Raw genomic sequence first — 22,143 nt, forward strand, 5'->3', positions numbered from 1 at the left:
GCACGGACGAACCTGACACGGACGAACCAGGCACGGCCCGGCTTCCGACCGGAAGAACCCGCCGCTGCCCGACTTACAGTGGAGAGCGACCTACGCGAGGGGGTGCGGGCGTGGCGAACGGCGGACCCGTGGAGCACGGCTACCCGCATCTGGAGACGGTGCGCTCGGCGATCACCGCGCTCTACAAGCGGCTCTCGTACGACACCGTGCACTCCTTCGACACCAGCGTCGCCCCGGCCGACGTGGCCTTCTGCGAGATCGACGACCTCCATCTGGGCGCCCAGCGCGTGGCCCGCGTCATGGTGCAGCATCTGCGCCTGCCCGACGCCCGGATGATCGTGTCCTTCCGCGAGATGGAGCACGCGGCCAATGTCGAACTGGCCGCGGGACCCGAGTACTTCATCGAGCTCAACGACCGTTTCCGCACCCACCGCCGCGACATCGGCGCCGCGCTCGCGCACGAGGTCATGCACGTCTATCTGCACCGCCTCGGCCTCGCGTTCGCCGGCACCCGCGACAACGAGATCCTCACCGACACCGCCACCGCCTATCTCGGCGCGGGCTGGCTGCTGCTCGACGCGTTCCGCGAGGACGGGACGAGTTCGCAGAAGCTGGGCTATCTGACACCCGAGGAGTTCGGATACGTCCTCGCCAAGCGGGCACTCGCGTTCGGTGAAGATCCGGCGATCTGGTTCACCAGCCCGCAGGCGTACACCGCGTACACGAAGGGCCTCGACCTGGCCCGCCGCGACGAGCGGCAGCCGCCGCTCACGGCGGCCGGCTGGGCGGGGCGCCGCCGCTATGCCAAGGACCGGCGCTACGCCCAGGACCACGGTCCGGGCGGTGCCTGCGGCGGACCGTACGCGTTCGACGCCGGCAGTCCGCTGCGGGTCTCGTTCCCCTGCCCGACCTGCCGGCAGCGGATCAGGGTGCCGGTGCGCGGGCGGGTGCGGGCGCGGTGCACGCTGTGCCGGTCGGTGTTCGACTGCGATACGTGAGCACGCGCCCCGCTGTGCGATACGTGAGCACGCGCCCCGCTGTGCGCAAGGTGAGCACGCACCCGACGCGCGATACGTGATCTTGAGAACAGGGGTGGAAAAACTTTGCGCCCTGCCGCCTTCCCGGGCGAAGGTAGTCGAACCATGCAGAACGCTCACGACCCGGTCCAACCTGTCCAACCCGTTGCATCAGCCCTCTTCTCCGCGGTGTTCGACGGAGACGAGAACGCCGCCGTGCGACTCCTTCGCGACGGCGCCGACCCCGACGCGGCCGACGAGGACGGCGAAAGCCTGCTGTATCTGGCGGCGATGAACAACCGGCCGGGCATCGTACGGCTGCTGCTCGCCGCGGGAGCGGATCCGGCCCGGCTGAGCAGGGACGCGGATCTGCCGCTGTGCGGTGCGGCCTGCGCGGGTCATCACGAGGTCGTACGGGCGCTGCTCGCGGCGGGCGCCGAGCCCGACCAGCCGGAGGAGGGCGGGTTCACGGCGCTCGCCTGGGCCGTGCAGCTCGGCCACGCCGACACGGCCGCGGCGCTGCTCGCGGCGGGCGCGGATCCGCAGCGGCCGGGTCCTGACGGTCTGCCGCCGCTGGTCTCGGCGGTACGGAGGGGCTCGTTCGGAACCGTACGGGCGCTGCTCTTCCATGGCGCGCGGCCCACGCACGAGGCGCTGACCGAGGCGCGGCGGTGGCTGGCCACCGATGTCGAGGAGCAGCTGCGCCAGGAGGTCGCGCAGGGCGCCGATCCGGCCGATGTGGTGGTGCGCCGCTTCGAGGAGTACGCGGGGATCACGGTGAGCGTGGAGGTGCTGCGGCCCGACGGCGGCGGATACGGCCGCGAGCAGCAGACGGGCCACGGCGCCATAGCGACCGTGCTCGAGCATGAGCTCGGGGTGCGGGCGCCGTTCGGTGAACTCCTCGACCGCGCCCTACCATCCCCGAGCTCTCAACTTCGTTCGAGCAGGGGAGACCCCACTGCGGACCCCGACAACGAGAACTGGCGCGAGGCCGCCGCCGAGCTGGCGGGGCGCGGCGACGAGGTGACGTACCGGACCGCGGCCGCGCTCACCCGGGACGAGTCCGCGCTGCGGGCGGCGTTCGGGGTGGATGTGCTCGGGCGGCTCGCGTCGGCAGCGCCGGCGTTCGCGGGGCGGGTCCTCGCGCTGCTCGGCACCGCCGTGGAGCGCGAGCAGGAGTCCGCCGGGGCCACGGTGCTCGCGCGCACCCTCGTGCGCGCCCTGGGCGAGCCGGGCGACCGGGCCGCGCTGCCGCTCGTGCTGCGGTTCGCCGGGCACGCGGACGCCGGCGTGCGGGCCGCGGCGGCCGCCACCCTGCACACGCTCGGCGTCGGCGCCGACGAGCCCGCCGCACAGGCCCTGGCCCGGCTGACCGGTGACGCCGACCCCGTGGTCCGGCACCGGGCGACGCTCGCGCTCGCCTGGAGCGAGGCCGACTCCCTGGACGTACGGGAGAGCCTGGCCGCACGGCTGGCGGACCACGACCCGGCAACGGCCGCGGAGGCGGCGCGCGGCCTTGCCCGGCGCGGCGACCCACGGGCCGTCGACGCCCTCGCGCGGCTGCTCACCCGCGGGGAACCGGGGAGCGCCGCGTACGACACGGCCACCGAGGCGGTCGACGAGGTCGGGGACGAGCGGGCGCGGGCGCTGCTGCGGGGGACGTTCCCGCGGCTGGGGACCTAGTGCGGCTGGCTAGCATGGCCGCGTGATCGTCGCCCGTTCCGTCGCCCTGTTCGCCGTGGCCGCCCTCTTCGAGATCGGCGGGGCCTGGCTCGTCTGGCAGGGCATCCGCGAGCACAAGGGCTGGATCTGGATCGGCGCCGGGGTGATCGCCCTCGGCCTGTACGGCATGGTCGCGACCTTCCAGCACGACGACAACTTCGGGCGCATCCTCGCCGCGTACGGCGGGATCTTCGTGGCCGGTTCGATCGCGTGGGGCATGGTGGCCGACGGGTACCGGCCCGATCGCTTCGATGTGATCGGGGCGTTGATCTGTCTGGCCGGGATGGCTGTGATCATGTACGCGCCGCGGGGGCAGTGATCCGCAGCAGGGTTCCGGCAAGGAACGGCCGGTGAAGTCTGCCGTGATCGTCCGAAGCGGACCCCCGGCATGGTCGGCGACACTCCCGTCATGAACGACGTCCTGGTCATCCGTATGCCGTACCACGCGAGCACGAAGGTCTTCATCGGTCTCGGTGTGCTCGCCACACTGGTGGTCATGGTGTGCGGGGCGTACCGCGTACGGGTGCTCGGCATGGACACGCCCCCGCACCCCGTGGACGCGGCCGCGCTGATCGCGCTGCTCTTCGCCCTGCTCGGCCTGTACGTGCTGCGCATGGCCACAGTCTCGGTGCGCGCCGACGCCCAGGGCGTGCACCTGCACACCTGGCTGCGGCCGCGGACCGTGCCGTGGCAGGACATCGCGGACATACAGCAGTTGGACAAGGTCTACCGTTCGACCCGGATCCGGCGGGCCGTGCTGCGCCTGCGCGGAGGCGGCCAGGTGACGCTTCCGCTGCCCTACGGCTCCGACCACGCGCGGTTCCATGCCCTCTTCGACTCCGAGCTGCACGCCCTGCGGGAACGGCACCGCCGCCACGGCACACCCGCCACCGACTACCTCACGGTGATCAACTCCCGCACCGCGGGACGGTCCTGGAAGGGCCTGCTCGTGGTCTGCGTCGTGCTGCTGGCCTGCAGCGCGCTGACCGCGTACTTCGTACCGCCGGCGTCGCGGCACCTGCAGGCCTGGCGGTCGGCGGTCGCCTGCCCCGCCGGCCGGGCGGCCCCGGACTGCCTCAGCACGATGCGGGCCGTCGTGGAGCACACCGACCCGAACCCCGGGAAGAGCCAGAGCTGGGTGTACTTCACCGACGACCGCCCCGTCGACCGCAAGTCGGTGCCCGAGGACACGGCCAAGGCGTTCCAGCCGGGCGACCGGGTCACCCTCACGCTGTGGCAGGGCGGCATCCACCGGATCACGGGCAGGCACCACCAGTGGACCGAGCACTTCGCGACGGGCGGTGAGGTGGCGGTCGTGTCGGCCCTGGCGGCGCTGGCCGCGGGGGTGCCGGCGGCCCAGCTGATGATCCGCCGACGGCACCGGCGGCTGCCCTCCGACGAGGTGCTGCCGTCGGTCCGGCCCTTCCTCGTGGCGCTGGCGGGCACGGGCGTGTGGCTGCTGCCGTACGTCCACACGCTCACCACGGACCCGTTCCTGTCACGTGCCGCGTACCTGTGGGCCGTACCCGGCGTGCCGGTGTCGGCGGCGCTGTTCGCGTGGGCGTGGCGGGCGACGCGGATCCGCCGCCCGGAGGCGGCCGGCTCGCCCGCCCCGGTGACGGGCGAGGTGTTCGTGTCCGCCCGCTTCCTGGACGCGACCGAGTACAACCCGCACGGCTTCGGCACGCACATCGTTGTCGGCGACGGGGCGCCCGCCGTGGTCCCGCATCCGGGCCCTGGACGTTTCGCGGCGAAGGAGATTCCGGCCCGGCGGCTTTCGGTACGGGGGATCCGCCGGGCCCGGGGCCCTGAGGCCGAGCTGATCCCGAGGTCGTGGCACATCGCCGAACTCGACGACGAGGGCCGGTGGGTGCGGCTCGCGGCCGCACCTCGGGATCTGCGCGTGGTCCTGCGGGAGCTGGGGCTCGACGACCGCCCCGCGCCCGCGAACCAGCCGGCACCGTAACCCCCGCACCCGCGAACCGGGCGGCACCGTAGCTCCCCGCATCCGGGCACAGCGCGGGCGCCGCGCGTCTCTCCCGCAGACGGACGGCGCCCCTTGGGCCGTGGTGCTCAGTTGTACATGCGCCAGTCGTACGTGAGCCGGTAGCGGCCCCCGTGCCCCGCGAACTCCACGGAGCGGTCGGAGCTGTTGTCCTGGCCGGCCCAGCGGCTGGTCAGGGACGGGATCACCGTGCTGACGGTGATCGGCTTGAACACCTCGTCGCCCCACAGGCCCTTCAGGAAGTCGAAGATCTGGGTCACGGCGTACCCCACGGCGATCCCGATCGCGATGCCCACCGGGCCTCCGGGAGAGCCGATCGCCCCGCCGATCGCGGCCGCGACCGCCGCGGTGACCTTGGACTTGACCTTGTCGAGAAGCCCGTTGAGGAAGTCCGCGAGGCCGCCCCAGTCGACCTCCGCCAGCACGAGCGTGACGAAGTAGGACTTGGGGAACGTCACCGTGGACTCGGTGAGCGAGAAGAACGTGAACCGCTTCGGCGGTGTGTACGTCTGCACGTCACCGGTGTTGAAGCTGCGCACCTTGAACGACGAGATCTTCTTGGTGTCGCCGCTCTCGTCGATGCTGGTGCCGCCGAGGTGGATCTCGTCCTTGCCGATCTCACTCGTCTCGTCGAGGCACTTGACCGAGTGGATGCGCAGTTCGAGCAGCTTGAGCTGGGCCACCGCCTGAGCCACGGCCTCGGCCTGGACCTCCTCGGCGGCCTCGGTCAGGGATGTCCCCGGCATCTTGCGCAGTTCGTCCGCGGGGAACTTCAGCTTGTCCGGGAACGGCAGCGCCCTGACCTGCGCCTCCACCGAGGCCGGCGAGCGCAGATCGACCTTGGCGAGATCGCCGAGGCGCCCTGCGCGCTTCGGGCTCTTCAGCTCGGCGGCCGCCTTGTCCGCCGCCTTCTTGCGCTGCCCTTCCGGCAGGCTCTTGAACCGCGCGGCGAACAGCTGCTCCACGGCCGACTTGGCCGTGGGCAACGGGTACTTGGCGGGGTCCCCGTGGTGGCAGGCGACCTTCTCCGCCGCCAGCTCCATCTCCCGTACGACACGGTCCACGACCGCTTTGAGCTTGGCGTTCGACAGCGTGGTCACCACGCTGTCCTTGTTGTCGGCCATATCGGCTTCTCCCCCGATCGTTGCCTCCGCGGCTCGTCCGAGGAGGTGTCAACGACGTTAGGGAGCAGGGCTGTCGCCCGCCCCGGGGAAGGCCCCGGGGTTATCCCCAGGGTCGCCCTGGTCCTCCGCGGCGAGCACCGCGGCCAACTGGGTACGGGAGTCCACGTTCAGCTTGTTGAAGATCCGGCCCAGGTGGTACTCGACGGTCTTCACGCTGATCACCAGCTCCCGTGCCACCTGCCGGTTGGTGAGCCCGCCCGCCACCTGACGTGCCACGGCCAGCTCCTGGGGCGTCAGGCGCGCGGACTCCCTGGTACGGCGCCTGCCCGGCTGCAGTCCGCAGGCCGCCAACTCCCGCTCGCAGCGCTCCAGATCGGGCCGCGCGTCCAGCCGTACGAGGAGTTCACGGGCCCGGGCCAGCTGCTCGCCCGCCCGTTTGCGCTGCCCCGCGCGCCGCAGGAACTGCCCGTACGCGAGGTGAAGCAGCGCACGGTCGAAGGGGATCTCGACGTGCTCGGCGTGCTTGAGCGCCAGCCGGAAGGCGCGTTCGGCCGCGCTCTGGTCGCCGCGGCCCGCCTCCAGGACGCCCCGGGCGCGGGCGGCGAGCAGCAGCGCACCGTGGTGGCCGCGCTGCACGGCCGCCGTCTCGCAGGACGCGAGGGCGGACGCGGCGCGCTTGTGGTCGTCGAGCGCCGTCCAGGCGTCGGCGAGCACATCGGCCCACGGCATTGAGCCGGGCTCGGCGAAGTCACCGCGGTCGCCGAGCGCGAGCAGCGGGTCGAGGGCGAACGCGACCTCCTCGTGGCGGCCTTGGGCACGGGCGAGGTGCGCTTCGGCGAGCGCCGCCCACACCACCGGGTTGAGATGGCCGAAAGACGCGTACTCGCGGACGACGCGGGCGTGGGCCGCCGCCTTGGCGAAGGAGCCGCGGGCGCTGTGCAGGAGGGTGGCGATGGTGCGGCAGTACAGGGCGATGTGCGGCTGGTCGGTGTCCGCGGCCAGGGTCAGCGCGAAGTCGCAGTGCACCAGGGCGTCGTCCCAGCGGCCCGCGCGGTACTCGGTGGAGGCCAGCGCCGTGGCGGCGAGCACCCGGAACGACGCGGCCCGCCCCGGGCAGTGCGCGTACACCCCGGTCAGGTCGGCGAGCGCGCCCCGCAGATCACCTGTCATCTCGCGCAGCGCGCCGCGGGCGAGCAGTTCCTCGAGTTCGGCCGGCGAGGCGAGCGCGGGGTCGGGGAGCCCGGGCAGTCCGGCGAGCGCGCCGGCCGCGTCGCCGCTCATCGCGCGGCCGATCAGGGCGAGGTAGCGGATCATGTCGGTGGCGGTGTCGTCCGGGGCGGTGTGCAGGGCGAGTTCGGCCCACTCGGCCATCTCCGCGCCGCGTGCCATGCTCCCGTACAGGGCGGCGAACTGGCCGGCGATCCGGGCCGCGAGCACGGGTTCGGCCTTCGGGTCGCAGCGCCGCCAGGCGTCCTTGAGCAGCAGCTCGGCCCGGTCGATGTCGAACAGGCTGAGTCTGCCGAGCAGATAGCTGCGCCAGCCCGACGCGGCGAACGTGCCGAGTTCGCGTGCGGCCTCGCCCACGTCCGGCACCTCGCCCGCGAGGATCCGGCACTCCACCGCTTCCAGGGTGTAGCGCTCGTACGCCTCCCGCTCCTTGACCAGCCGTGCGGCGGCGCCCAGGCGGGCCGCGGCGTTCGCCCAGGCGCCGTCGGCCGCGAACCGGCGGCCGAGTGCGGCGAGATCGGCGGCGAGCACCGGATCGGGTCCCGTCGCGGCGGCCGCGCGGTGCCGCAGGGCGACCGCGGGGTCCGCCGTGTGCGCGGCGGCGCGCAGATGCAGGGCGGTGCGCCGGGACGGGCCGAGGTGGTGGTAGACGGCGGCGTGCACCAGGGGGTGCGGGAAGCGGATCAGCGGGTCGCCCGGGCGTTCGCTCAACAGCCCGGCCCGCAGGGCCTCTTCGAGCGACTCGGCCGCTTCGGCGACGCCCGGCCGGGGGCCGATGCCGCCGGCGAGGGCGGCCGCCTCGTCCAGGGCGCAGGAGGTCCCGAGCACGGCGGCCGCGCCCACCAGCGCCTGTGTACCGGGTGAGCAGGCGCCGAGCCGGGTCAGGACGAGCGCGGTGTACGACTTCGGCGCGGGCGGCGCGGTCTCGCTGCGCTCCAGGGCGAGCAGGAGCTCGGGGCCCTCCTGGTCGAGCAGGGCGAGGGTGTGCAGCGGGTTGCCGCCCGTGTGGGTGCGCAGCCGGGACGCGGCACGTGCGGTGAGGGCGCCGCCGCTCAACTGCCGTAGTTCCACGGCGTCCAGACCGTCCAGTTCGACATGGGTCGCGGTGTCGGCGGTGAAGAGCCGCCGCAGGCCGTCCGGCAGCCGCGCGTCGTTGACGTCGCGTACGACGAGCAGGGTGAGGACCCGGTCGGCGCGGAGCCGGCGGACCGCGAACGTGAGCGCCTGCAGCGAACTGCGGTCCGCCCACTGGGCGTCATCGACGACCAGCGCGACCACCTGTTCCCCGGACAGATCGCCCTGCGCCTCGTCGAGTGCCGCGAGAAGCGCGGCGCCCGCGGCCGGCGGGTCGGGCCAGCGGGTGCGCCGCCCGTCGAGGAGCCGCTCGACCAACGCGTACGCCAGCTGCGCCTCGGCCTCGTCCCCGTCCGCGTGCAGCGCCCGGTCGACGGTCGTCAGGAACTCCCGTACGAGCGCGGTCTTGCCGATCCCGGCGGGGCCCTGGACGAGCACGTGCTGCGGCAGCCCGGAGCCCGCCAGCCGCCTCGCACGAGCAAGGGTGGCAAGTGCGGCCCGACGCCCTACGAAGCCCACCCCGCACCTCCCCCGTCGTGCGCATCGTTGCGCGCCCACGGGTTCGGGTCCAGGCTCTATCCAGCCCCTGCGGCGCTTGAGCAGATCTTTCAGCCCCTCCGGCGTTTGAGGAGATCCGAACGAAGTTCGGATGCGGGGTCCGGGGCGGAGCCCCGGTTTCGGGAAGGGGCGGGGTGGGGGAGAGAGTGCGCCGCAGGCGCCCTACCCCGCCCCGTACACCGCCCCCGGAACCTCCGCCGAAGCCAGCAACTTCAACGCCACCTCCCCCACCTCACCCGGCGCCCACCGCGCCCCCTTGTCCGCGGACGGCCCCCGCCGCCACCCCTCCATCACGGTCACCTTGCCCGCCTCGACCTCGAAGACCCGCCCTGTCACGCCCTCCGAGGCCGTGGACCCCAGCCACACCACCAGAGGCGAGACGTTCTCGGGAGCCATCTCGTCGAACGCCCCCTCCCCCGGCGCCGCCATCGTTGCCGCGAAGGTCTCCTCCGTCATACGGGTCCGCGCCGCCGGGGCGATCGCGTTGACCTGCACCCCGTACCGCCCCATCTCGGCGGCCGCCACCGCCGTCAGACCGAGGATCCCGGCCTTCGCCGCCGAGTAGTTGCCCTGCCCGACCGAGCCCAACAGACCCGCGCCGGAACTGGTGTTGATCACCCGGGCCGCCACCGGACGCCCCGCCTTGGCCTCCGCACGCCACCATGCCGCCGCATGCTTGAGCGGCAGGAAGTGCCCCTTGAGATGCACCCGCATCACCGCGTCCCAGTCGTCCTCGTCCAGGTTGACCAGCATCCGGTCCCGCAGGAACCCGGCGTTGTTGACCAGGGTGTCGAGCCGCCCGTAGGTCTCAAGTGCCGTACGCACCAAGGAAGCGGCGCCCTCGGACGTGGCGATGTCACCGCCGTGCGCCACCGCCGCACCGCCCGCCGCCTCGATCTCCGCGACCACCTGCGCCGCCGGGCTGTCCGCTCCGGCCGCCGTGCCGTCCAGACCGACCCCGAGATCGTTCACGACCACCCGCGCGCCCTCCGCGGCGAAGGCCAGCGCATGCGCCCGGCCGAGGCCACGCCCCGCTCCCGTCACGACGACCACGCGCTCCGCACACAGACCAACCGGCATATCAGCTCTCCTTGTTGACGTTCGCCGCATCCAGAAAGGCGGGCCGCTCCCCGCCGCCGTGCACGAGCAGCGAGGCCCCGCTGACATACGAGGCCCGCTCCGAGGCGAGGAACACGGCCGCCGCACCCACGTCGGAGGGCTCCGCGAGGCGTCCGAGCGGTACCGTCCCGGCGACGGCGGCGATTCCCGCCTCGTCCCCGTAGTGCAGCTCGGACAGCTCGGTGCGCACCATCCCGAGCACCAGCGTGTTCACGCGCACCTCGGGCGCCCACTCCACCGCCATCGACGTGGCCAGATTCGCCAGGCCCGCCTTCGCCGCCCCGTACGCGGCACTGCCCGGCGAGGGCCGCTGACCGCTGACGCTGCCGATCATCACGACCGAGCCGCGGCTCTCGCGAAGCAGCGGATACGCGGCGAGCGACACGGCCAGCGGGACGACCAGGTTGAGTTCGAGCACCCGCGCATGCCGGGCCGGGTCGGACTCGGAAAGGAGCCGGTACGGCGTGCCCCCGGCGTTGTTGACCAGCACGTCCAACCGGCCGTGGGTACGGCCGACTTCACTGAACAGCGCCTCGACCCCGGCCGGATCCCGCAGGTCGGCCGCCACGAACTCCGCCTTGCGCCCCGCCACTTCGACCGGCCCGTCAGGGGGTCTGCGGGCGCAGATCACCACCTGCGCACCGGCCGCGAGGAACGCCCGGGCGATACCGGCGCCGACGCCACGGGTGCCGCCCGTGACGACCGCGACCCTCCCATCCATGTCCATTCGCTGCTACCTTCCCCACCTAACAAATGTTTGGTGGAAAGGTAGCTGATCCTCACATGGGTGTCTCCACCTCGAGCCCGGACAAGGGCATCGCACTGGTCACAGTCGACTTCCCACCCGTCAACGCGCTTCCCGTACAAGGCTGGTACGAGCTGGCCGACGCGCTGCTCGCGGCGGGGCGTGACCCCGAGACGCGGGTCGTGGTCCTCAACTCCGCGGGGCGCGGCTTCAATGCGGGCGTCGACATCAAGGAGATGCAGCGCGACACCGGGCACACGGCGCTCATCGGTGCCAACCGCGGCTGCGCCGCCGCCTTTTCGGCGGTGTACGAGTGCGAGGTCCCCGTCGTAGCCGCGGTGCACGGGTTCTGTCTGGGCGGCGGGATCGGCCTGGTCGGCAACGCGGACGCCATCGTGGCCAGCGAGGACGCCACCTTCGGGCTGCCGGAGCTGGACCGCGGCGCGCTCGGCGCCGCCACCTATCTCTCGCGCCTGGTCCCGCAGCACCTGATGCGCGCCCTGTACTACACCTCGCGCACCGCGACGGCCGCCGAGCTGTACCAGCACGGCTCGGTCTGGAAGGTCGTCCCGCGCGAGCAACTCCTCGACGAAGCACTGGACTTGGCGCGCGAGATCGCGCGGAAGGACGGCTATCTGCTGCGGCTCGCGAAGGCCGCGATCAACGGGATCGACCCGGTGGACGTGCACCGCAGCTACCGCTTCGAGCAGGGCTTCACCTTCGAGGCCAACCTCAGCGGGGTGGCCGACCGCGTACGGGACACCTTCGGCACCTCCGGAAAGGACGCCTGAGCATGGCCGACAAAACCATGACGGTCGAAGCGGTCATCGGCCGCCTGGAGAGCGGGATGACGCTCGGCATCGGCGGCTGGGGCTCGCGCCGCAAGCCGATGGCGCTGGTGCGCGCGCTGCTGCGGTCCGAGGTCACCGACCTCACCGTCGTCTCGTACGGCGGCCCGGACGTGGGCCTGCTCGCCGCCGCCGGCCGGATCCGCAAGCTGGTCACGCCGTTCACGACCCTCGACTCCATCCCCCTCGAACCGCACTTCCGCGCCGCGCGCGAGAGCGGGGCCTTCGAGCTGATGGAGGTGGACGAGGCGATGTTCATGTGGGGGCTGCACGCGGCGGTGAACCGGCTGCCGTTCCTGCCGGTGCGCGCCGGAATCGGCTCGGACGTGATGCACGTCAACCCGACGCTCAGGACGGTGACTTCACCGTACGAGGACGGCGAGACCTTCGTCGCGATGCCGGCGCTCAGGCTGGACGCGGCCTTCGTGCACCTCAACCGCGCCGACCGGCTCGGCAACGGCCAGTATCTGGGCCCCGACCCCTACTTCGACGACCTGTTCTGCGAGGCCGCCGACGCCGCGTATGTCTCCTGCGAACGCATCGTCGAGACGGCCGAGCTCACCAAGGAGTCCGCACCGCAGACGCTCCTGGTGAAGCGGCACAGCGTGGCCGGGGTGATCGAGACGCCGAACGGCGCGCACTTCACCTCCTGCGCGCCCGACTACGGCCGCGACGAGCCCTTCCAGAAGCTGTACGCCACCACGCCGTACGCCGAGTTCGCCGAGCGCTTCCTCGCCGGGGACGAGGCCGCCTACCAGTCGGCCGTGGAGGCCTGGCACGAGGAGCAGAAGTGACGACGACCGTGCAGATCACCCGCGCCGAATACTGTGTCATCGCCTGCGCCGAGGCCTGGCGCGACAACGGCGAGGTGCTCGCCAGCCCGATGGGCCTGATCCCCGGCTTCGGCGCCCGCCTGGCCAAGCGCACCTTCGCGCCCGACCTGCTCCTGACCGACGGCGAGGCGATGCTCGTCGACCTGGACGGGACGGTGGAGGGCTGGCTGCCGTACCGCCAGCACCTCGCGATGGTCACGGGCGGCAAGCGGCACGTGATGATGGGCGCGAGCCAGATCGACCGCTACGGGAACCAGAACATCTCCTGCATCGGCGACTGGGCACAGCCCAAGCGGCAGCTGCTCGGGGTTCGGGGCGCGCCCGTCAACACCCTCAACAATGCGACCAGTTACTGGATCCCCAAGCACTCCCGGCGGGTCTTCGTCGAGCACGTCGACATGGTGTCCGGGGTCGGCTACCGGCGCGCGGCCGAGGCGGGCCCGAGCGCGACGCGCTACCACCGCCTCCCGCGCGTGGTCACCAACCTGGGCGTCTTCGACTTCGCGACCCCCGACCACGCGATGCGCCTGGCGTCCCTGCACCCCGGCGTCACGGTGGACGAGGTGGCCGAGGCCACCGGGTTCGCTCTGGTCGTCCCCGACGACGTACCGGAGACGCGGGAACCGACCGCCCACGAGCTGGAGTTGATCCGCGACGTGATCGACCCGCGCTCCCTGCGCGACCGCGAGGTGCCCGCCTGATGGAGACAGCACTCACGCGCCTGGTCGGCGTCCGCCATCCGATCGTCCAGACCGGCATGGGCTGGGTCGCCGGCCCGCGTCTGGTCTCGGCAACGGCCAACGCGGGCGCGCTCGGAATCCTGGCCTCCGCGACGATGACGGTCGACCAGCTGCGGACAGCGGTACGGGAGGTCAAGTCCCGTACGTCGGAACCGTTCGGGGTGAATCTGCGGGCGGACGCCGGGGACGCGGGCGACCGGGTGCGGATCATCATCGACGAGGGTGTGAAGGTCGCGTCCTTCGCGCTCGCGCCCTCGAAGGAGCTGATCGCCGAGCTCAAGGAGGCCGGTGTGGTCGTCGTCCCCTCGATCGGGGCGCGGCGGCACGCCGAGAAGGTGGCCGCCTGGGGCGCGGACGCGGTGATCGTGCAGGGCGGCGAGGGCGGCGGGCACACGGGTGACGTGGCAACCACCGTGCTGCTGCCGCAAGTGGTGGACGCAGTGGATATCCCGGTCGTGGCGGCGGGCGGGTTCCACGACGGGCGGGGTCTGGTGGCCGCGCTCGCGTACGGGGCGGCGGGCGTCGCGATGGGCACGCGCTTCCTGCTGACCTCCGACTCGACGGTCCCCGACGCGGTGAAGGCCCGCTATCTCGCGGCCACGGTGAAGGACGTGACGGTCACGACGGCCGTGGACGGGCTTCCCCACCGGATGCTCCGCACCGACCTGGTGACCTCCCTGGAGAACGCGGGCCGCACCCGCACCCTCGTCCGCGCCCTCCGCCACGCGGCGGCCTTCCGCAGGCTCTCCGGGCTCGGCTGGCGGGAGATGGTCCGCGACGGGCTCGCCATGAAGCACGGCAAGGACCTGGCGTGGAGCCAGGTGCTGCTCGCCGCCAACACCCCCATGCTCCTCAAGGCCTCCATGGTCGAGGGCCGTACGGACCTCGGCGTCATGGCGTCGGGGCAGGTCGCCGGAGTGATCGAGGACCTGCCCTCCTGCAAGGAACTGGTGGACCGCGTGATGGCCGAGGCCGAGGCGGTGCTCACGCGACTGCACGCGCAGTCGCGTCAGGCCTCCCCGGCACAAGCTCCCGCACCCGCATCCGCACCAGTGCACGAGCAAGCGCAAGGCACCCTGCCGACACCAGGGTGATCCCTTTTCTCCGTACAGGAGGAGCGTCATGCCCTTGACGCGACGCGCACTGCTGAGCACTACCGCCGCGACCGCAGCCCTCGCGGTCGCGGCGCCGACGGCCACGGCCCGCCCCGGCTCCACCGGGGTGCGGCACATCCCGCTGCAGGGCGCGGTCAATGTCCGCGACCTCGGCGGCTACCGGACGTACGACGGCGACCGGTTCCGCCACGGCCGTGTCTTCCGCGCCGACGAGCTCGGCAAGCTGACGGACGCGGACGTGACCACGCTCGCCGGGCTGCGCCTGGACCGTGCGATCGACTTCCGCGTCCCGTTCGAGATCCAGCAGAACGGCGCGGACCGGCTGCCCGCCGGGGTGACCGCGGTGGCCCGGCCGGTCAGCGATCTCGGCCTGTACGCCCAGCTGTTGCAGATCATCGGCTCGCGCGATCCGGTACGGCAGGAGGCCATGCTCGGCGGGGACCGGGGTGCGGCGCTGATGCGCACCATCTACCGCGCGTTCGTCACGGACGCGGCCAATCGCGGCCAGTTCGCCACGACCCTGCGCGATCTGGCACGGGCGCGCGGCCCGGTCCTGTACCACTGCACCTCGGGCAAGGACCGTACGGGCTGGACGAGTTATCTGCTCCTTCGCCTGGTGGGCGTGCCGGCCTCGGTGGCGGAGGCGGACTATCTGCTCTCCAACACCTACCGCGCCGAGGCGGACCGCCGTACGCGCGAGGGGGTGCGGGCGCTCGGCCTGATGCAGAACCCGGATCTGCTGATCCCGGTCCAGGAGGTGCGGTCCGACTATCTGGGGGCCGCGCTCGACCAGGCGCAGACGGACTTCGGCGGCCTCACCGGATACGTACGGGACGGGCTCGGCCTGAAGTGGGGGGACATCGCGGCGCTCAGGGCGCGGCTGGTGGACTGAGTCAGCCGCTCGGACGCGAGGCGGCGGACGCAGGCTCGGCCTGCGGTTCGGCGGACCCGGCCCGTACCGGACCCGCGTCCGCGCCCGTGTCCACCGCCCCGTCCATGACCTTCAACCGCCGCTTACTGGCCCGCATCTGCACGACGGAGAGCCCCGCGAGCACCCCGCCGAGCGCGAGCCAGCCGGCCGGGCCCGCCGCCATCACCGCACCGGTGACGAGCGGCGGCCCGGCGGACTTCTGCACGGACTGGGCCATCCCCGCGACGCCCAGATACGCGGCGCGCTCCCGTACGGGGGCGAGCGAGACCGCGAGTTCCCAGGAGCTGACCGACCGCAGCAGCTCCGCGACCGTCACCACGACCGCCGTGACCACGAGGAGCACCCCGGCCCAGACGGCGGACGCACCGGCGGACAGGGCGAGCAGTCCGCAGGCCGCCGCGACCGCCAGGCCGTAGCCGCGCAGGGCCCGCACCGCGCCCCGGGGTCCGTCGAAGCGTGCGGAGAAGGGGAGTTGGAGCAGCACCACCATCACCGTGTTCACCACGAGGAACGCCGGTACGAGGAGATGCGGCGCATCGGTGCTGCTCACCAGCCACAGGGGCAGGCCGACCATCAGGATCGTGTCGTCGAGGTTCAGGGGGATGTCGAGCAGCACGAACCGCAGATATCCGCGGTCGCGCCAAGGCCCGCGCCCCTTGCGGTCGTCCGTACCCGCCTGCGCCTCCTCGGTCCTGACGAGGGCGGCGGGTGTGCGCAGCCGCGTGCAGCGCACCAGACAGGCGGCCACCAAGAACGTGAGAACGTTGGCCAGGATCAGCGTCCGGTACGCGTCGAAGACGAGACCGACCGCCGCGATACCGGCACCGAGCGCGTATCCGGCGTTGGCGACCGTACGGAACAGTGCCTGGTAGGTGCCGCGCCGCTCCCCCGCCACCTCGGTCGCGAACACCATCTCCAGGGTCTTGGCCGCCCGGTCGCCGACGGAGGTGAGGGCGACGACGGGCAGCAGCGCGGCGAAGCTGTCGAGGGCGAGCAGCAGGCCGACGCTGCCGATCCGCAGCACATGGCAGGCGATCAGGAGCGTCCGTACGGGAAAGGCCATCGCAAGCCGTCCCGCGAGCGGCGAGCCCACGACCCCGGCCACGCCCGCGATCCCGAGGAGCAGCCCGATCCGTGCCGCGTCGAGGCCGGTGACGACTGTGAAGTACAGGACGCAGGAAGCGCCCCACACCCCGGTCCCCGTGCGGTCGACGAACTGCCCGAACAGCATCAGCCGCGCATCCCGCCCACCGGGCGGCCGCCTCAACTGCGCGATGAGCCCACCACCGTCACCCGTGCCCCGCACTTGTCCCCCACGCCTGAACCGGTAAGTATCTCGACATCAAGACACCGGGTAGTTTCATGTCGCGAATTCTCGATGTCAAGAAAGTTTCGGAGAGGGAGCCTACGCATGAGCCTGCACGACACCTGGCGCACGGACCGCATCGGCAGCGCACTCCGCGGCGAAAACCCCACGGTCATGCGCCGGTTGAGCGCCGGATTCGCGGTGATCGGCGATGTGCAGTTCCTGCCGGGCTACTCGGTGCTGCTCACCGACACTCCCGGCGCAGGCCGCCTCACCGACCTGCCGCGCGCCCGCCGCCTCGCCTTCCTCGAAGACATGGAGCGGCTCGGTGAGGCGGTGGAGCGGATCTGCGGGCGCAGGGACCCCGGCTTCCGCCGGGTCAACCTGGAGATCCTCGGCAACAAGGACCCCTTCCTGCACGCCCACGTCTGGCCCCGCTACGACTGGGAGCCGCCCGAGCTCGCCGCCAGGCCCGTATGGCTGTATCCGGCCGGGCACTGGACGGACCCGCGGTACACGCTCGGGCCGCAACAGGACTCCCTGCGGGCGCAGTTGGCGCAGGAGCTCGACAGGTTGCGCGGCGACGGCTCACTGTGAGCGCGCACCCGCGGCGGCCACCTCTCGTACGGCTTCACCGGGAGGTCCGGCCTCCGAGATCCCGAACCGCTCGTGCGCGCCCCTCATCCACCGGGGCGCCCACCAGTTCCACCGCCCCGCGAGCCGCATGAACACCGGGACGAGCACCGCGCGGATCAAGGTCGCGTCGACCAGAATCACCACGACCATGCCGATCGCCAGCATCTTCAGGAAGACGATCCCCGAGCTCGCATACGTGGCGAAGGACGCCGCGAGGATCACGGCCGCCGCGGTGATCAGCGGTCCGCTGCGCTCCAGGCCGGCCGCGACGGCGCCCGTGGTGTCCCCGGTGCGGTCGTACTCCTCCTTGATGCGCGACAGCAGGAACACCTCGTAGTCCATGGAGAGTCCGAACGCCACGCAGAACATCAGGATCGGGATGGACGGCTCGATACTGCCGGTGGCCGTGAAGCCGAGCAGGCCGGCGAGACGGCCGTCCTGGAAGACCCACACCAGCGTGCCGAACATGACGGCCATGCTGAGCGCGTTCAGGACCATCGCCTTCGCGGGCAGCAGCACGCTTCCCGTCATCAGGAAGAGAATGACGAAGGTGACGGCCAGAACGAGCCCGAAGACCAAGGGCATCCGGTCCGTCAACTCGGCACGGAAGTCGGCGAGTTCGGCCGGGTAGCCGCCGATCTCCACCGGTGCGCCGACACTCGCCCGGATGTCGCCGAGCATCCGGCCGGCCTCCTGCTCCAGGCCTTCGTGCGTGGCGATCACCGAGTACCAGGTGCCCCGGCCGCCCTCGAACCGCTGCGACCAGGCACCCTCGTCGAGGATGCGGCGGCCGTCGGCGTACGAGCCGGTGAGCGCGTCGACCTGGCGCACCTCGTCGATCCTCGACAGGGCGATCGCGGTCCGCTCGATCTCCCCCGCGGACGCCGACCGGCCGCTCTCCCCCGCCGACGCCGACCGGTCGAGCACCTGGATCGCGTCCATCTCCTCCGCCGCGAAATTGTCCCGGATGTCCTGCTGTACGACACGGCTCGAGGTGTCCTCGGGCAGCACCCGGTCGTCCGGGACACCGAAGGTCAGGCCGAGCACGGGCGCGGAGAGCGTGAGCAGCACGGCGAGGGCCGGAATCCCGTGGAGCAGCGGGCGCTTCATCATCCGCAGCGCGGTCCGCCGCCACCAGCCGCCGCCCCGGCGGACCTTGGCCGGGACGACCCGGTGACCGAGCCGCGCCAGAGCGGCGGGCAGGATCACCAGAGCGGCGAACACCGAGGTCAGGACCGTACCGATGCCGGCGTAGGCGAAGGAGCGCAGGAAGGGGAACGGGAAGAGCAGCAGGCACGCGAGGGAGACGGCCACCGTCAGACCGCTGAAGGCGACGGTGCGTCCCGCGCGCGTCACCGACTCCCGTACGGCATCCGGCACTTCGGCACCCGACGCCAGCGCCTCGCGGAAGCGGTTGATGACGAACAGGCTGTAGTCGACGCCGAGTCCGATGCCCATGACGAGCGTGAGGTTGGCGGCGAAGGTCGAGACCTCGGTGAACATCGTCACGATCCGCAGCAGCCCCAGCGTCCCGATCACCGAGAACAGGCCCATGCCGAGGGTCAGCGCGGCCGCCGAGAACCTGCGGTGGATCGCGAGGAGCAGCAGGAGCACCAGCGGGAAGACGATCATCTCGGCCCGCAGGAAGTCCGCTCGGGCCTGCTCGGCGGCCTGCCGGAACACCTCGTCCCCGCCGCCGACCCGCACCTCGACGAGCGCGCCCTCGCGGGTGAACTCCGGTGAGAACACCCCGAGTTGTGTCCGCGCCTCGGTGACCGAGCCCGCCATCCGGGCGATCACCAGGGCCTGCCGCCCGTCCTCGCCGCGCATCACGGGCGAGTAGCCGCGGCTCCAGTACGAGGCGGTCTCGGCCACCCCGTCCTGCGCGGCCAGCCCCTTCTCCAGGTCCCGTCCTGCCGCGGCGACCGCAGGGGTGTCGACGGTGCCGTCCTTGGCGGTGACCATGAGCAGCACGGACGGTGTGCCCGTGCCGAACTCCTTCTCCAGGACGGCCCGGGTCGTCACGGACTCGGAGCCCGGGCTCTCGAAGCGGCTCAGCGTCAGCCTGTCCATGGTGCCGGCGGCGAGCACGAGGGCGAACAGGGCGAGGACGACACTCGTCCACAGCGCGCGGCGCGGGCGGCGGGCGAGGGCCGACCCGAGGCGGGCCAGAGGGTCGCGAGGGGGCACGTCGGGTCTCCCTTACGGGGGCCGTGGCCCTCGAAGGCAGGGCGCACGGACTGGCGGGAACGGATCGCCCCCACCTTCGGGCCCGCCGCTTCCACGACCGCTGGAAGAACCGCTGGAAGTCCACATGCGTCAGCGGGAACTGCCCGGCCCCCGCCGGGAGTTGAGAGCGCAGGAGCCGGGAGACTCCCGGCGACCAGGGGGAGCGATGTCCGGAGTCCTGCTGCGGGACCGCCATGGCGGCCACGACTGCCGCGAGCACCCCGATCGTTCCTCGGTCACACTGCTCGGCCCGTTCGTAGTGCGCCGCGCCGGCGTGGAAACCCCGCTCGGCCCGCCCCGGCAGCAGGCGCTGCTCGCGGTCCTGCTGCTTCAGCCCGGCCGCACCCTCGGACTGAAGCAGCTCGTCGACGCACTGTGGGGCGAGCACCCGCCCGCGCACACCAAGAATCTGCTGCAGAAGTACCTCTCTGGCCTGCGCCCCGCGCTCGCCGCCCACGGGATGACCGTGGAGTGGACGGGCACCGGCTACCGCCTCGACCCGGGCGACGCCTGTGTGGACCTGTACGAGTACGACCGTCTCGCCTCAGCCGGCCGGACCGCCCTGGCCGCGGGCGAGCCCGTGCAGGCGGCGCGGCTGCTCGACCGGGCGCGGGCCCTCAAGTCGGGCCCGCTCGCCGAAGGCCTGGACGCTCCCCTGCTCGAACGCGAGCGGGTCTTCACGCGGTCCCGGCTGCTCGTCGACTTCGAGCTGCGCGCCGAGCTCGAACTGGACCTGGGCAGGCACCGCGAGGCCATCCCGTATCTGGAGTGCCTGGTCCACGCCCATGCGCTGCACGAACGCTTCGTCTGGCTCCTGATGCTCGCCCTGCACCGCGCGGGCCGCGACAGCGAGGCGCTCGCCGTCCACCGCGACCACCGGCGCCGGCTCGCGGCGGAGCTGGGCGCCGAACCGGGCCCGGCCCTCAAGGACCTGGAGCTCGCGGTTCTGCGCCAGGACCCGGCACTGGCGTCGCTCACCGCGCTGTCGTCCGCGCCACGGCCCACTGCGGTCGCGCACTGACCGGCGGGCTCCCTCGCGCACTGACGCGTTCGGACAGGAGGGTGATGCGCCGGGCCCCTTCCCGGGAGGGCCCGGCACACCACCCCGGTCCTCAGAGCCGCTCGATGATCGTCACATTCGCCTGACCGCCGCCCTCGCACATCGTCTGCAGCCCGAACCGGCCGCCCGTGCGCTCCAGTTCGTGAAGGAGCGTGGTCATCAGCTTGACGCCCGTGGCGCCCAGCGGGTGGCCGAGCGCGATCGCGCCGCCGTTGACGTTGACCTTCGAAGGGTCGGCGCCCGTCTCCTTGAGCCAGGCGAGGACCACCGGCGCGAACGCCTCGTTGATCTCGACGAGGTCGATGTCCCCGATCGACATCCCGGACCTCTTCAGCGCGTACGCCGTCGCCGGGATGGGAGCGGACAGCATCCGGATCGGGTCCTCACCGCGCACGGAGAGGTGGTGGATACGGGCGCGCGGGGTCAGCCCGTGTTCCCGTACGGCCTGTTCGGAGGCGATGAGCAGCGCCGCCGCTCCGTCCGAGACCTGCGAGGAGCAGGCCGCCGTGATGGTGCCGCCCTCGACCACAGGGTTGAGGCCCGCCATCTTCTCCAGGGAGGTGTCACGGCGCGGACCCTCGTCCACGGTCACGTCCCCGTACGCGACGGTCTCGCGTGCGAAGCGTCCCTCGTCGATCGCCCGCAGTGCCCGCTGATGCGACCTGAGCGCGAACTCCTCCTGGTCACGCCGCGTGATGCCCCACTTGGCAGCGATCAGTTCGGCCCCGTGGAACTGGTTGACCGGCTGCTTCCCGTACCGCTCCTGCCAGCCCACCGAACCGTGGAAGGGCCCGTCCGTGAGCCCGAGTGGCTCGCCGGCCTGGCGGGAGGCGAAGGCGATCGGGATCATCGTCATGTTCTGCACGCCGCCCGCGACCACCAGGTCCTGCGTGCCGGAGAGCACGCCCTGCGCGGCGAAGTGGATGGCCTGCTGCGAGGAGCCGCACTGCCGGTCGATGGTCACGCCCGGCACCTCCTCCGGCAGCCCGGCCGCGAGCCACGCCGTACGCGCGATGTCACCGGCCTGCGGCCCGACCGTGTCGAGGCAGCCGAAGACCACGTCCTCGACGGCGGCGGCGTCCACGCCCGAGCGCTCCACCAGCGCCTTGAGCACATGCGCGCCCAGGTCCGCGGGGTGCACCTGGGACAGACCGCCCTTGCGGCGCCCCACCGGCGTACGGACCGCTTCGACTATGTAGGCCTCGGCCATGACAACTCCCTTGTACAGAACGTGGATTACGTACGTACGGCGATTCCGTCCAGGACCATCGACAGATACTGCCGGGCGATCTCCTCCGGGCTGTGCTGCCCGCCGGGCCGGTACCAGGACGCGGCGACCCAGACGGTGTCGCGCACGAAGCGGTAGGTGAGGCGGATGTCCAGGTCGGAGCGGAAGACCTGGGCGGCGACCCCGCGTTCGAGCGTGCCGAGCCAGGCCTTCTCGAACTTCTGCTGGGACTCGACGAGATACGCGAAGCGCTCCTGCTTGGCGAGGTGGCGCGACTCCTTCTGGTAGATCGCGACGGCCGCGCGGTGCCGGTCGATCTCGCGGAAGGACTCGGTGACCAGGGCCTCGATGGTCTCGCGCGGCCCGAGCCCGGCGGCGAGCACCTCGTCGTAGCCCTGCCAGAGCTCGTCGAGGAAGGTGGAGAGGATCTCGTCGAGGATCGATTCCTTCGAGTCGAAGTGGTAGTAGAGGCTGCCCGCGAGCATCCCCGCCTCGTCGGCGATCTTGCGGACGGTGGTGGCGTTGTACCCCTGCGCGGCGAACACCTCGGCGGCGGTCGCGAGGAGTTCACCGCGGCGGGCGGGCGAGGGGGTCACGTTCTTGCTGTCGTTCTGCTTCGGCACGCGT

The 22,143-nt window shown here is 72.2% G+C and carries 19 protein-coding genes; 11 read left to right on the forward strand and 8 right to left on the reverse strand.

What is annotated here, in order from left to right; all coding sequences use genetic code 11:
* Window positions 1–110 precede the first annotated feature (110 nt).
* The 4 genes from H9Y04_RS05865 to H9Y04_RS05880 all read left to right on the forward strand — a co-directional run bounded on the left by H9Y04_RS05865 (window position 111) and on the right by H9Y04_RS05880 (window position 4,704).
* Window positions 111–998: a hypothetical protein gene (locus H9Y04_RS05865; RefSeq protein WP_187812582.1), complete on the forward strand. Its 888-nt coding sequence runs from the start codon at window positions 111–113 to the stop codon at window positions 996–998.
* 144 nt (window positions 999–1,142) lie between these two features.
* Entirely contained in the window at window positions 1,143–2,699 is a 1,557-nt protein-coding gene (locus H9Y04_RS05870) for an ankyrin repeat domain-containing protein (RefSeq protein WP_187812583.1), read from the forward strand.
* A gap of 22 nt (window positions 2,700–2,721) precedes the next feature.
* Complete coding sequence (locus H9Y04_RS05875; RefSeq protein ID WP_187812584.1) at window positions 2,722–3,057, forward strand: YnfA family protein; 336 nt, start codon at window positions 2,722–2,724, stop codon at window positions 3,055–3,057.
* A gap of 90 nt (window positions 3,058–3,147) precedes the next feature.
* Window positions 3,148–4,704, forward strand: coding sequence for a PH domain-containing protein (locus H9Y04_RS05880; RefSeq protein ID WP_187812585.1), 1,557 nt, complete (start codon window positions 3,148–3,150; stop codon window positions 4,702–4,704).
* Between the two features lie 107 nt (window positions 4,705–4,811).
* On the opposite strand, the gene H9Y04_RS05885 is transcribed toward H9Y04_RS05880, so the two are convergent.
* The 4 genes from H9Y04_RS05885 to H9Y04_RS05900 form a co-directional block, all read right to left on the reverse strand.
* The gene (locus H9Y04_RS05885; RefSeq protein WP_187812586.1) at window positions 4,812–5,867 is read right to left on the reverse strand and encodes a hypothetical protein; all 1,056 of its coding nucleotides are present in this window, start codon (window positions 5,865–5,867) and stop codon (window positions 4,812–4,814) included.
* A gap of 57 nt (window positions 5,868–5,924) precedes the next feature.
* Window positions 5,925–8,687: a helix-turn-helix transcriptional regulator gene (locus tag H9Y04_RS05890; RefSeq protein ID WP_187812587.1), complete on the reverse strand. Its 2,763-nt coding sequence runs from the start codon at window positions 8,685–8,687 to the stop codon at window positions 5,925–5,927.
* Between the two features lie 201 nt (window positions 8,688–8,888).
* Complete coding sequence (locus H9Y04_RS05895; protein ID WP_187812588.1) at window positions 8,889–9,806, reverse strand: SDR family oxidoreductase; 918 nt, start codon at window positions 9,804–9,806, stop codon at window positions 8,889–8,891.
* A gap of 1 nt (window position 9,807) precedes the next feature.
* Window positions 9,808–10,572: an SDR family oxidoreductase gene (locus H9Y04_RS05900; protein ID WP_187812589.1), complete on the reverse strand. Its 765-nt coding sequence runs from the start codon at window positions 10,570–10,572 to the stop codon at window positions 9,808–9,810.
* A 56-nt stretch (window positions 10,573–10,628) separates the two neighbouring features.
* Here H9Y04_RS05900 and H9Y04_RS05905 point away from each other — a divergent pair, with 56 nt between their 5' ends.
* From H9Y04_RS05905 to H9Y04_RS05925, 5 genes are read left to right on the forward strand one after another with little or no spacing between them, the layout of a single operon-like run.
* Window positions 10,629–11,381: an enoyl-CoA hydratase family protein gene (locus tag H9Y04_RS05905; protein ID WP_187812590.1), complete on the forward strand. Its 753-nt coding sequence runs from the start codon at window positions 10,629–10,631 to the stop codon at window positions 11,379–11,381.
* A 2-nt stretch (window positions 11,382–11,383) separates the two neighbouring features.
* Entirely contained in the window at window positions 11,384–12,232 is an 849-nt protein-coding gene (locus tag H9Y04_RS05910; protein ID WP_187812591.1) for a CoA transferase subunit A, read from the forward strand.
* Window positions 12,229–12,972 (forward strand): CoA-transferase subunit beta, encoded by a 744-nt coding sequence (locus tag H9Y04_RS05915; protein WP_187812592.1) that lies wholly within the window; start codon window positions 12,229–12,231, stop codon window positions 12,970–12,972. The genes H9Y04_RS05910 and H9Y04_RS05915 overlap by 4 nt, the downstream gene beginning before the upstream one ends.
* Entirely contained in the window at window positions 12,972–14,105 is a 1,134-nt protein-coding gene (locus H9Y04_RS05920; protein ID WP_187812593.1) for an NAD(P)H-dependent flavin oxidoreductase, read from the forward strand. Before H9Y04_RS05915 ends, H9Y04_RS05920 begins: the two co-directional genes overlap by 1 nt.
* A gap of 28 nt (window positions 14,106–14,133) precedes the next feature.
* Complete coding sequence (locus H9Y04_RS05925; RefSeq protein WP_187812594.1) at window positions 14,134–15,018, forward strand: tyrosine-protein phosphatase; 885 nt, start codon at window positions 14,134–14,136, stop codon at window positions 15,016–15,018.
* A gap of 1 nt (window position 15,019) precedes the next feature.
* On the opposite strand, the gene H9Y04_RS05930 is transcribed toward H9Y04_RS05925, so the two are convergent.
* A complete protein-coding gene (locus H9Y04_RS05930) occupies window positions 15,020–16,363 on the reverse strand; it encodes an MFS transporter (RefSeq protein ID WP_308800870.1) in 1,344 nt (447 codons plus the stop codon).
* Between the two features lie 105 nt (window positions 16,364–16,468).
* On the opposite strand from H9Y04_RS05930, the gene H9Y04_RS05935 reads away from it, so the two are divergent.
* Complete coding sequence (locus tag H9Y04_RS05935; protein ID WP_438818075.1) at window positions 16,469–16,960, forward strand: HIT family protein; 492 nt, start codon at window positions 16,469–16,471, stop codon at window positions 16,958–16,960.
* Here the strand turns inward: H9Y04_RS05935 and H9Y04_RS05940 are convergent.
* Entirely contained in the window at window positions 16,952–19,189 is a 2,238-nt protein-coding gene (locus H9Y04_RS05940; RefSeq protein ID WP_187812595.1) for an MMPL family transporter, read from the reverse strand. The genes H9Y04_RS05935 and H9Y04_RS05940 overlap by 9 nt on opposite strands.
* A 205-nt stretch (window positions 19,190–19,394) precedes the next feature.
* Here H9Y04_RS05940 and H9Y04_RS05945 point away from each other — a divergent pair, with 205 nt between their 5' ends.
* The gene (locus H9Y04_RS05945) at window positions 19,395–20,249 is read left to right on the forward strand and encodes an AfsR/SARP family transcriptional regulator (protein ID WP_187812596.1); all 855 of its coding nucleotides are present in this window, start codon (window positions 19,395–19,397) and stop codon (window positions 20,247–20,249) included.
* A gap of 91 nt (window positions 20,250–20,340) precedes the next feature.
* Here the strand turns inward: H9Y04_RS05945 and H9Y04_RS05950 are convergent, their stop codons facing one another.
* Both H9Y04_RS05950 and H9Y04_RS05955 read right to left on the reverse strand, forming a co-directional pair.
* Window positions 20,341–21,498, reverse strand: a complete 1,158-nt coding sequence (locus H9Y04_RS05950; protein ID WP_187812597.1) for an acetyl-CoA C-acetyltransferase — start codon at window positions 21,496–21,498, stop codon at window positions 20,341–20,343.
* Between the two features lie 26 nt (window positions 21,499–21,524).
* Complete coding sequence (locus H9Y04_RS05955; RefSeq protein ID WP_187813057.1) at window positions 21,525–22,112, reverse strand: TetR/AcrR family transcriptional regulator; 588 nt, start codon at window positions 22,110–22,112, stop codon at window positions 21,525–21,527.
* Window positions 22,113–22,143: the final 31 nt, after the last annotated feature.

It is taken from the genome of Streptomyces polyasparticus, from assembly GCF_014493765.1.
GTDB classification, from domain to species: Bacteria; Actinomycetota; Actinomycetes; order Streptomycetales; family Streptomycetaceae; genus Streptomyces; species Streptomyces polyasparticus.

Excerpts from the sequence above, each read along its gene's own strand:
- H9Y04_RS05870 (WP_187812583.1), top strand. The coding sequence starts at position 1,143 with ATGCAGAACGCTCACGACCCGGTCCAACCTGTCCAACCCGTTGCATCA.
- H9Y04_RS05880 (WP_187812585.1), top strand. The coding sequence starts at position 3,148 with ATGAACGACGTCCTGGTCATCCGTATGCCGTACCACGCGAGCACGAAG.
- H9Y04_RS05885 (WP_187812586.1), bottom strand. The coding sequence starts at position 5,867 with ATGGCCGACAACAAGGACAGCGTGGTGACCACGCTGTCGAACGCCAAG.
- H9Y04_RS05895 (WP_187812588.1), bottom strand. The coding sequence starts at position 9,806 with ATGCCGGTTGGTCTGTGTGCGGAGCGCGTGGTCGTCGTGACGGGAGCG.
- H9Y04_RS05900 (WP_187812589.1), bottom strand. The coding sequence starts at position 10,572 with ATGGACATGGATGGGAGGGTCGCGGTCGTCACGGGCGGCACCCGTGGC.
- H9Y04_RS05905 (WP_187812590.1), top strand. The coding sequence starts at position 10,629 with ATGGGTGTCTCCACCTCGAGCCCGGACAAGGGCATCGCACTGGTCACA.
- H9Y04_RS05910 (WP_187812591.1), top strand. The coding sequence starts at position 11,384 with ATGGCCGACAAAACCATGACGGTCGAAGCGGTCATCGGCCGCCTGGAG.
- H9Y04_RS05920 (WP_187812593.1), top strand. The coding sequence starts at position 12,972 with ATGGAGACAGCACTCACGCGCCTGGTCGGCGTCCGCCATCCGATCGTC.
- H9Y04_RS05925 (WP_187812594.1), top strand. The coding sequence starts at position 14,134 with ATGCCCTTGACGCGACGCGCACTGCTGAGCACTACCGCCGCGACCGCA.
- H9Y04_RS05935 (WP_438818075.1), top strand. The coding sequence starts at position 16,469 with ATGAGCCTGCACGACACCTGGCGCACGGACCGCATCGGCAGCGCACTC.
- H9Y04_RS05945 (WP_187812596.1), top strand. The coding sequence starts at position 19,395 with ATGTCCGGAGTCCTGCTGCGGGACCGCCATGGCGGCCACGACTGCCGC.
- H9Y04_RS05950 (WP_187812597.1), bottom strand. The coding sequence starts at position 21,498 with ATGGCCGAGGCCTACATAGTCGAAGCGGTCCGTACGCCGGTGGGGCGC.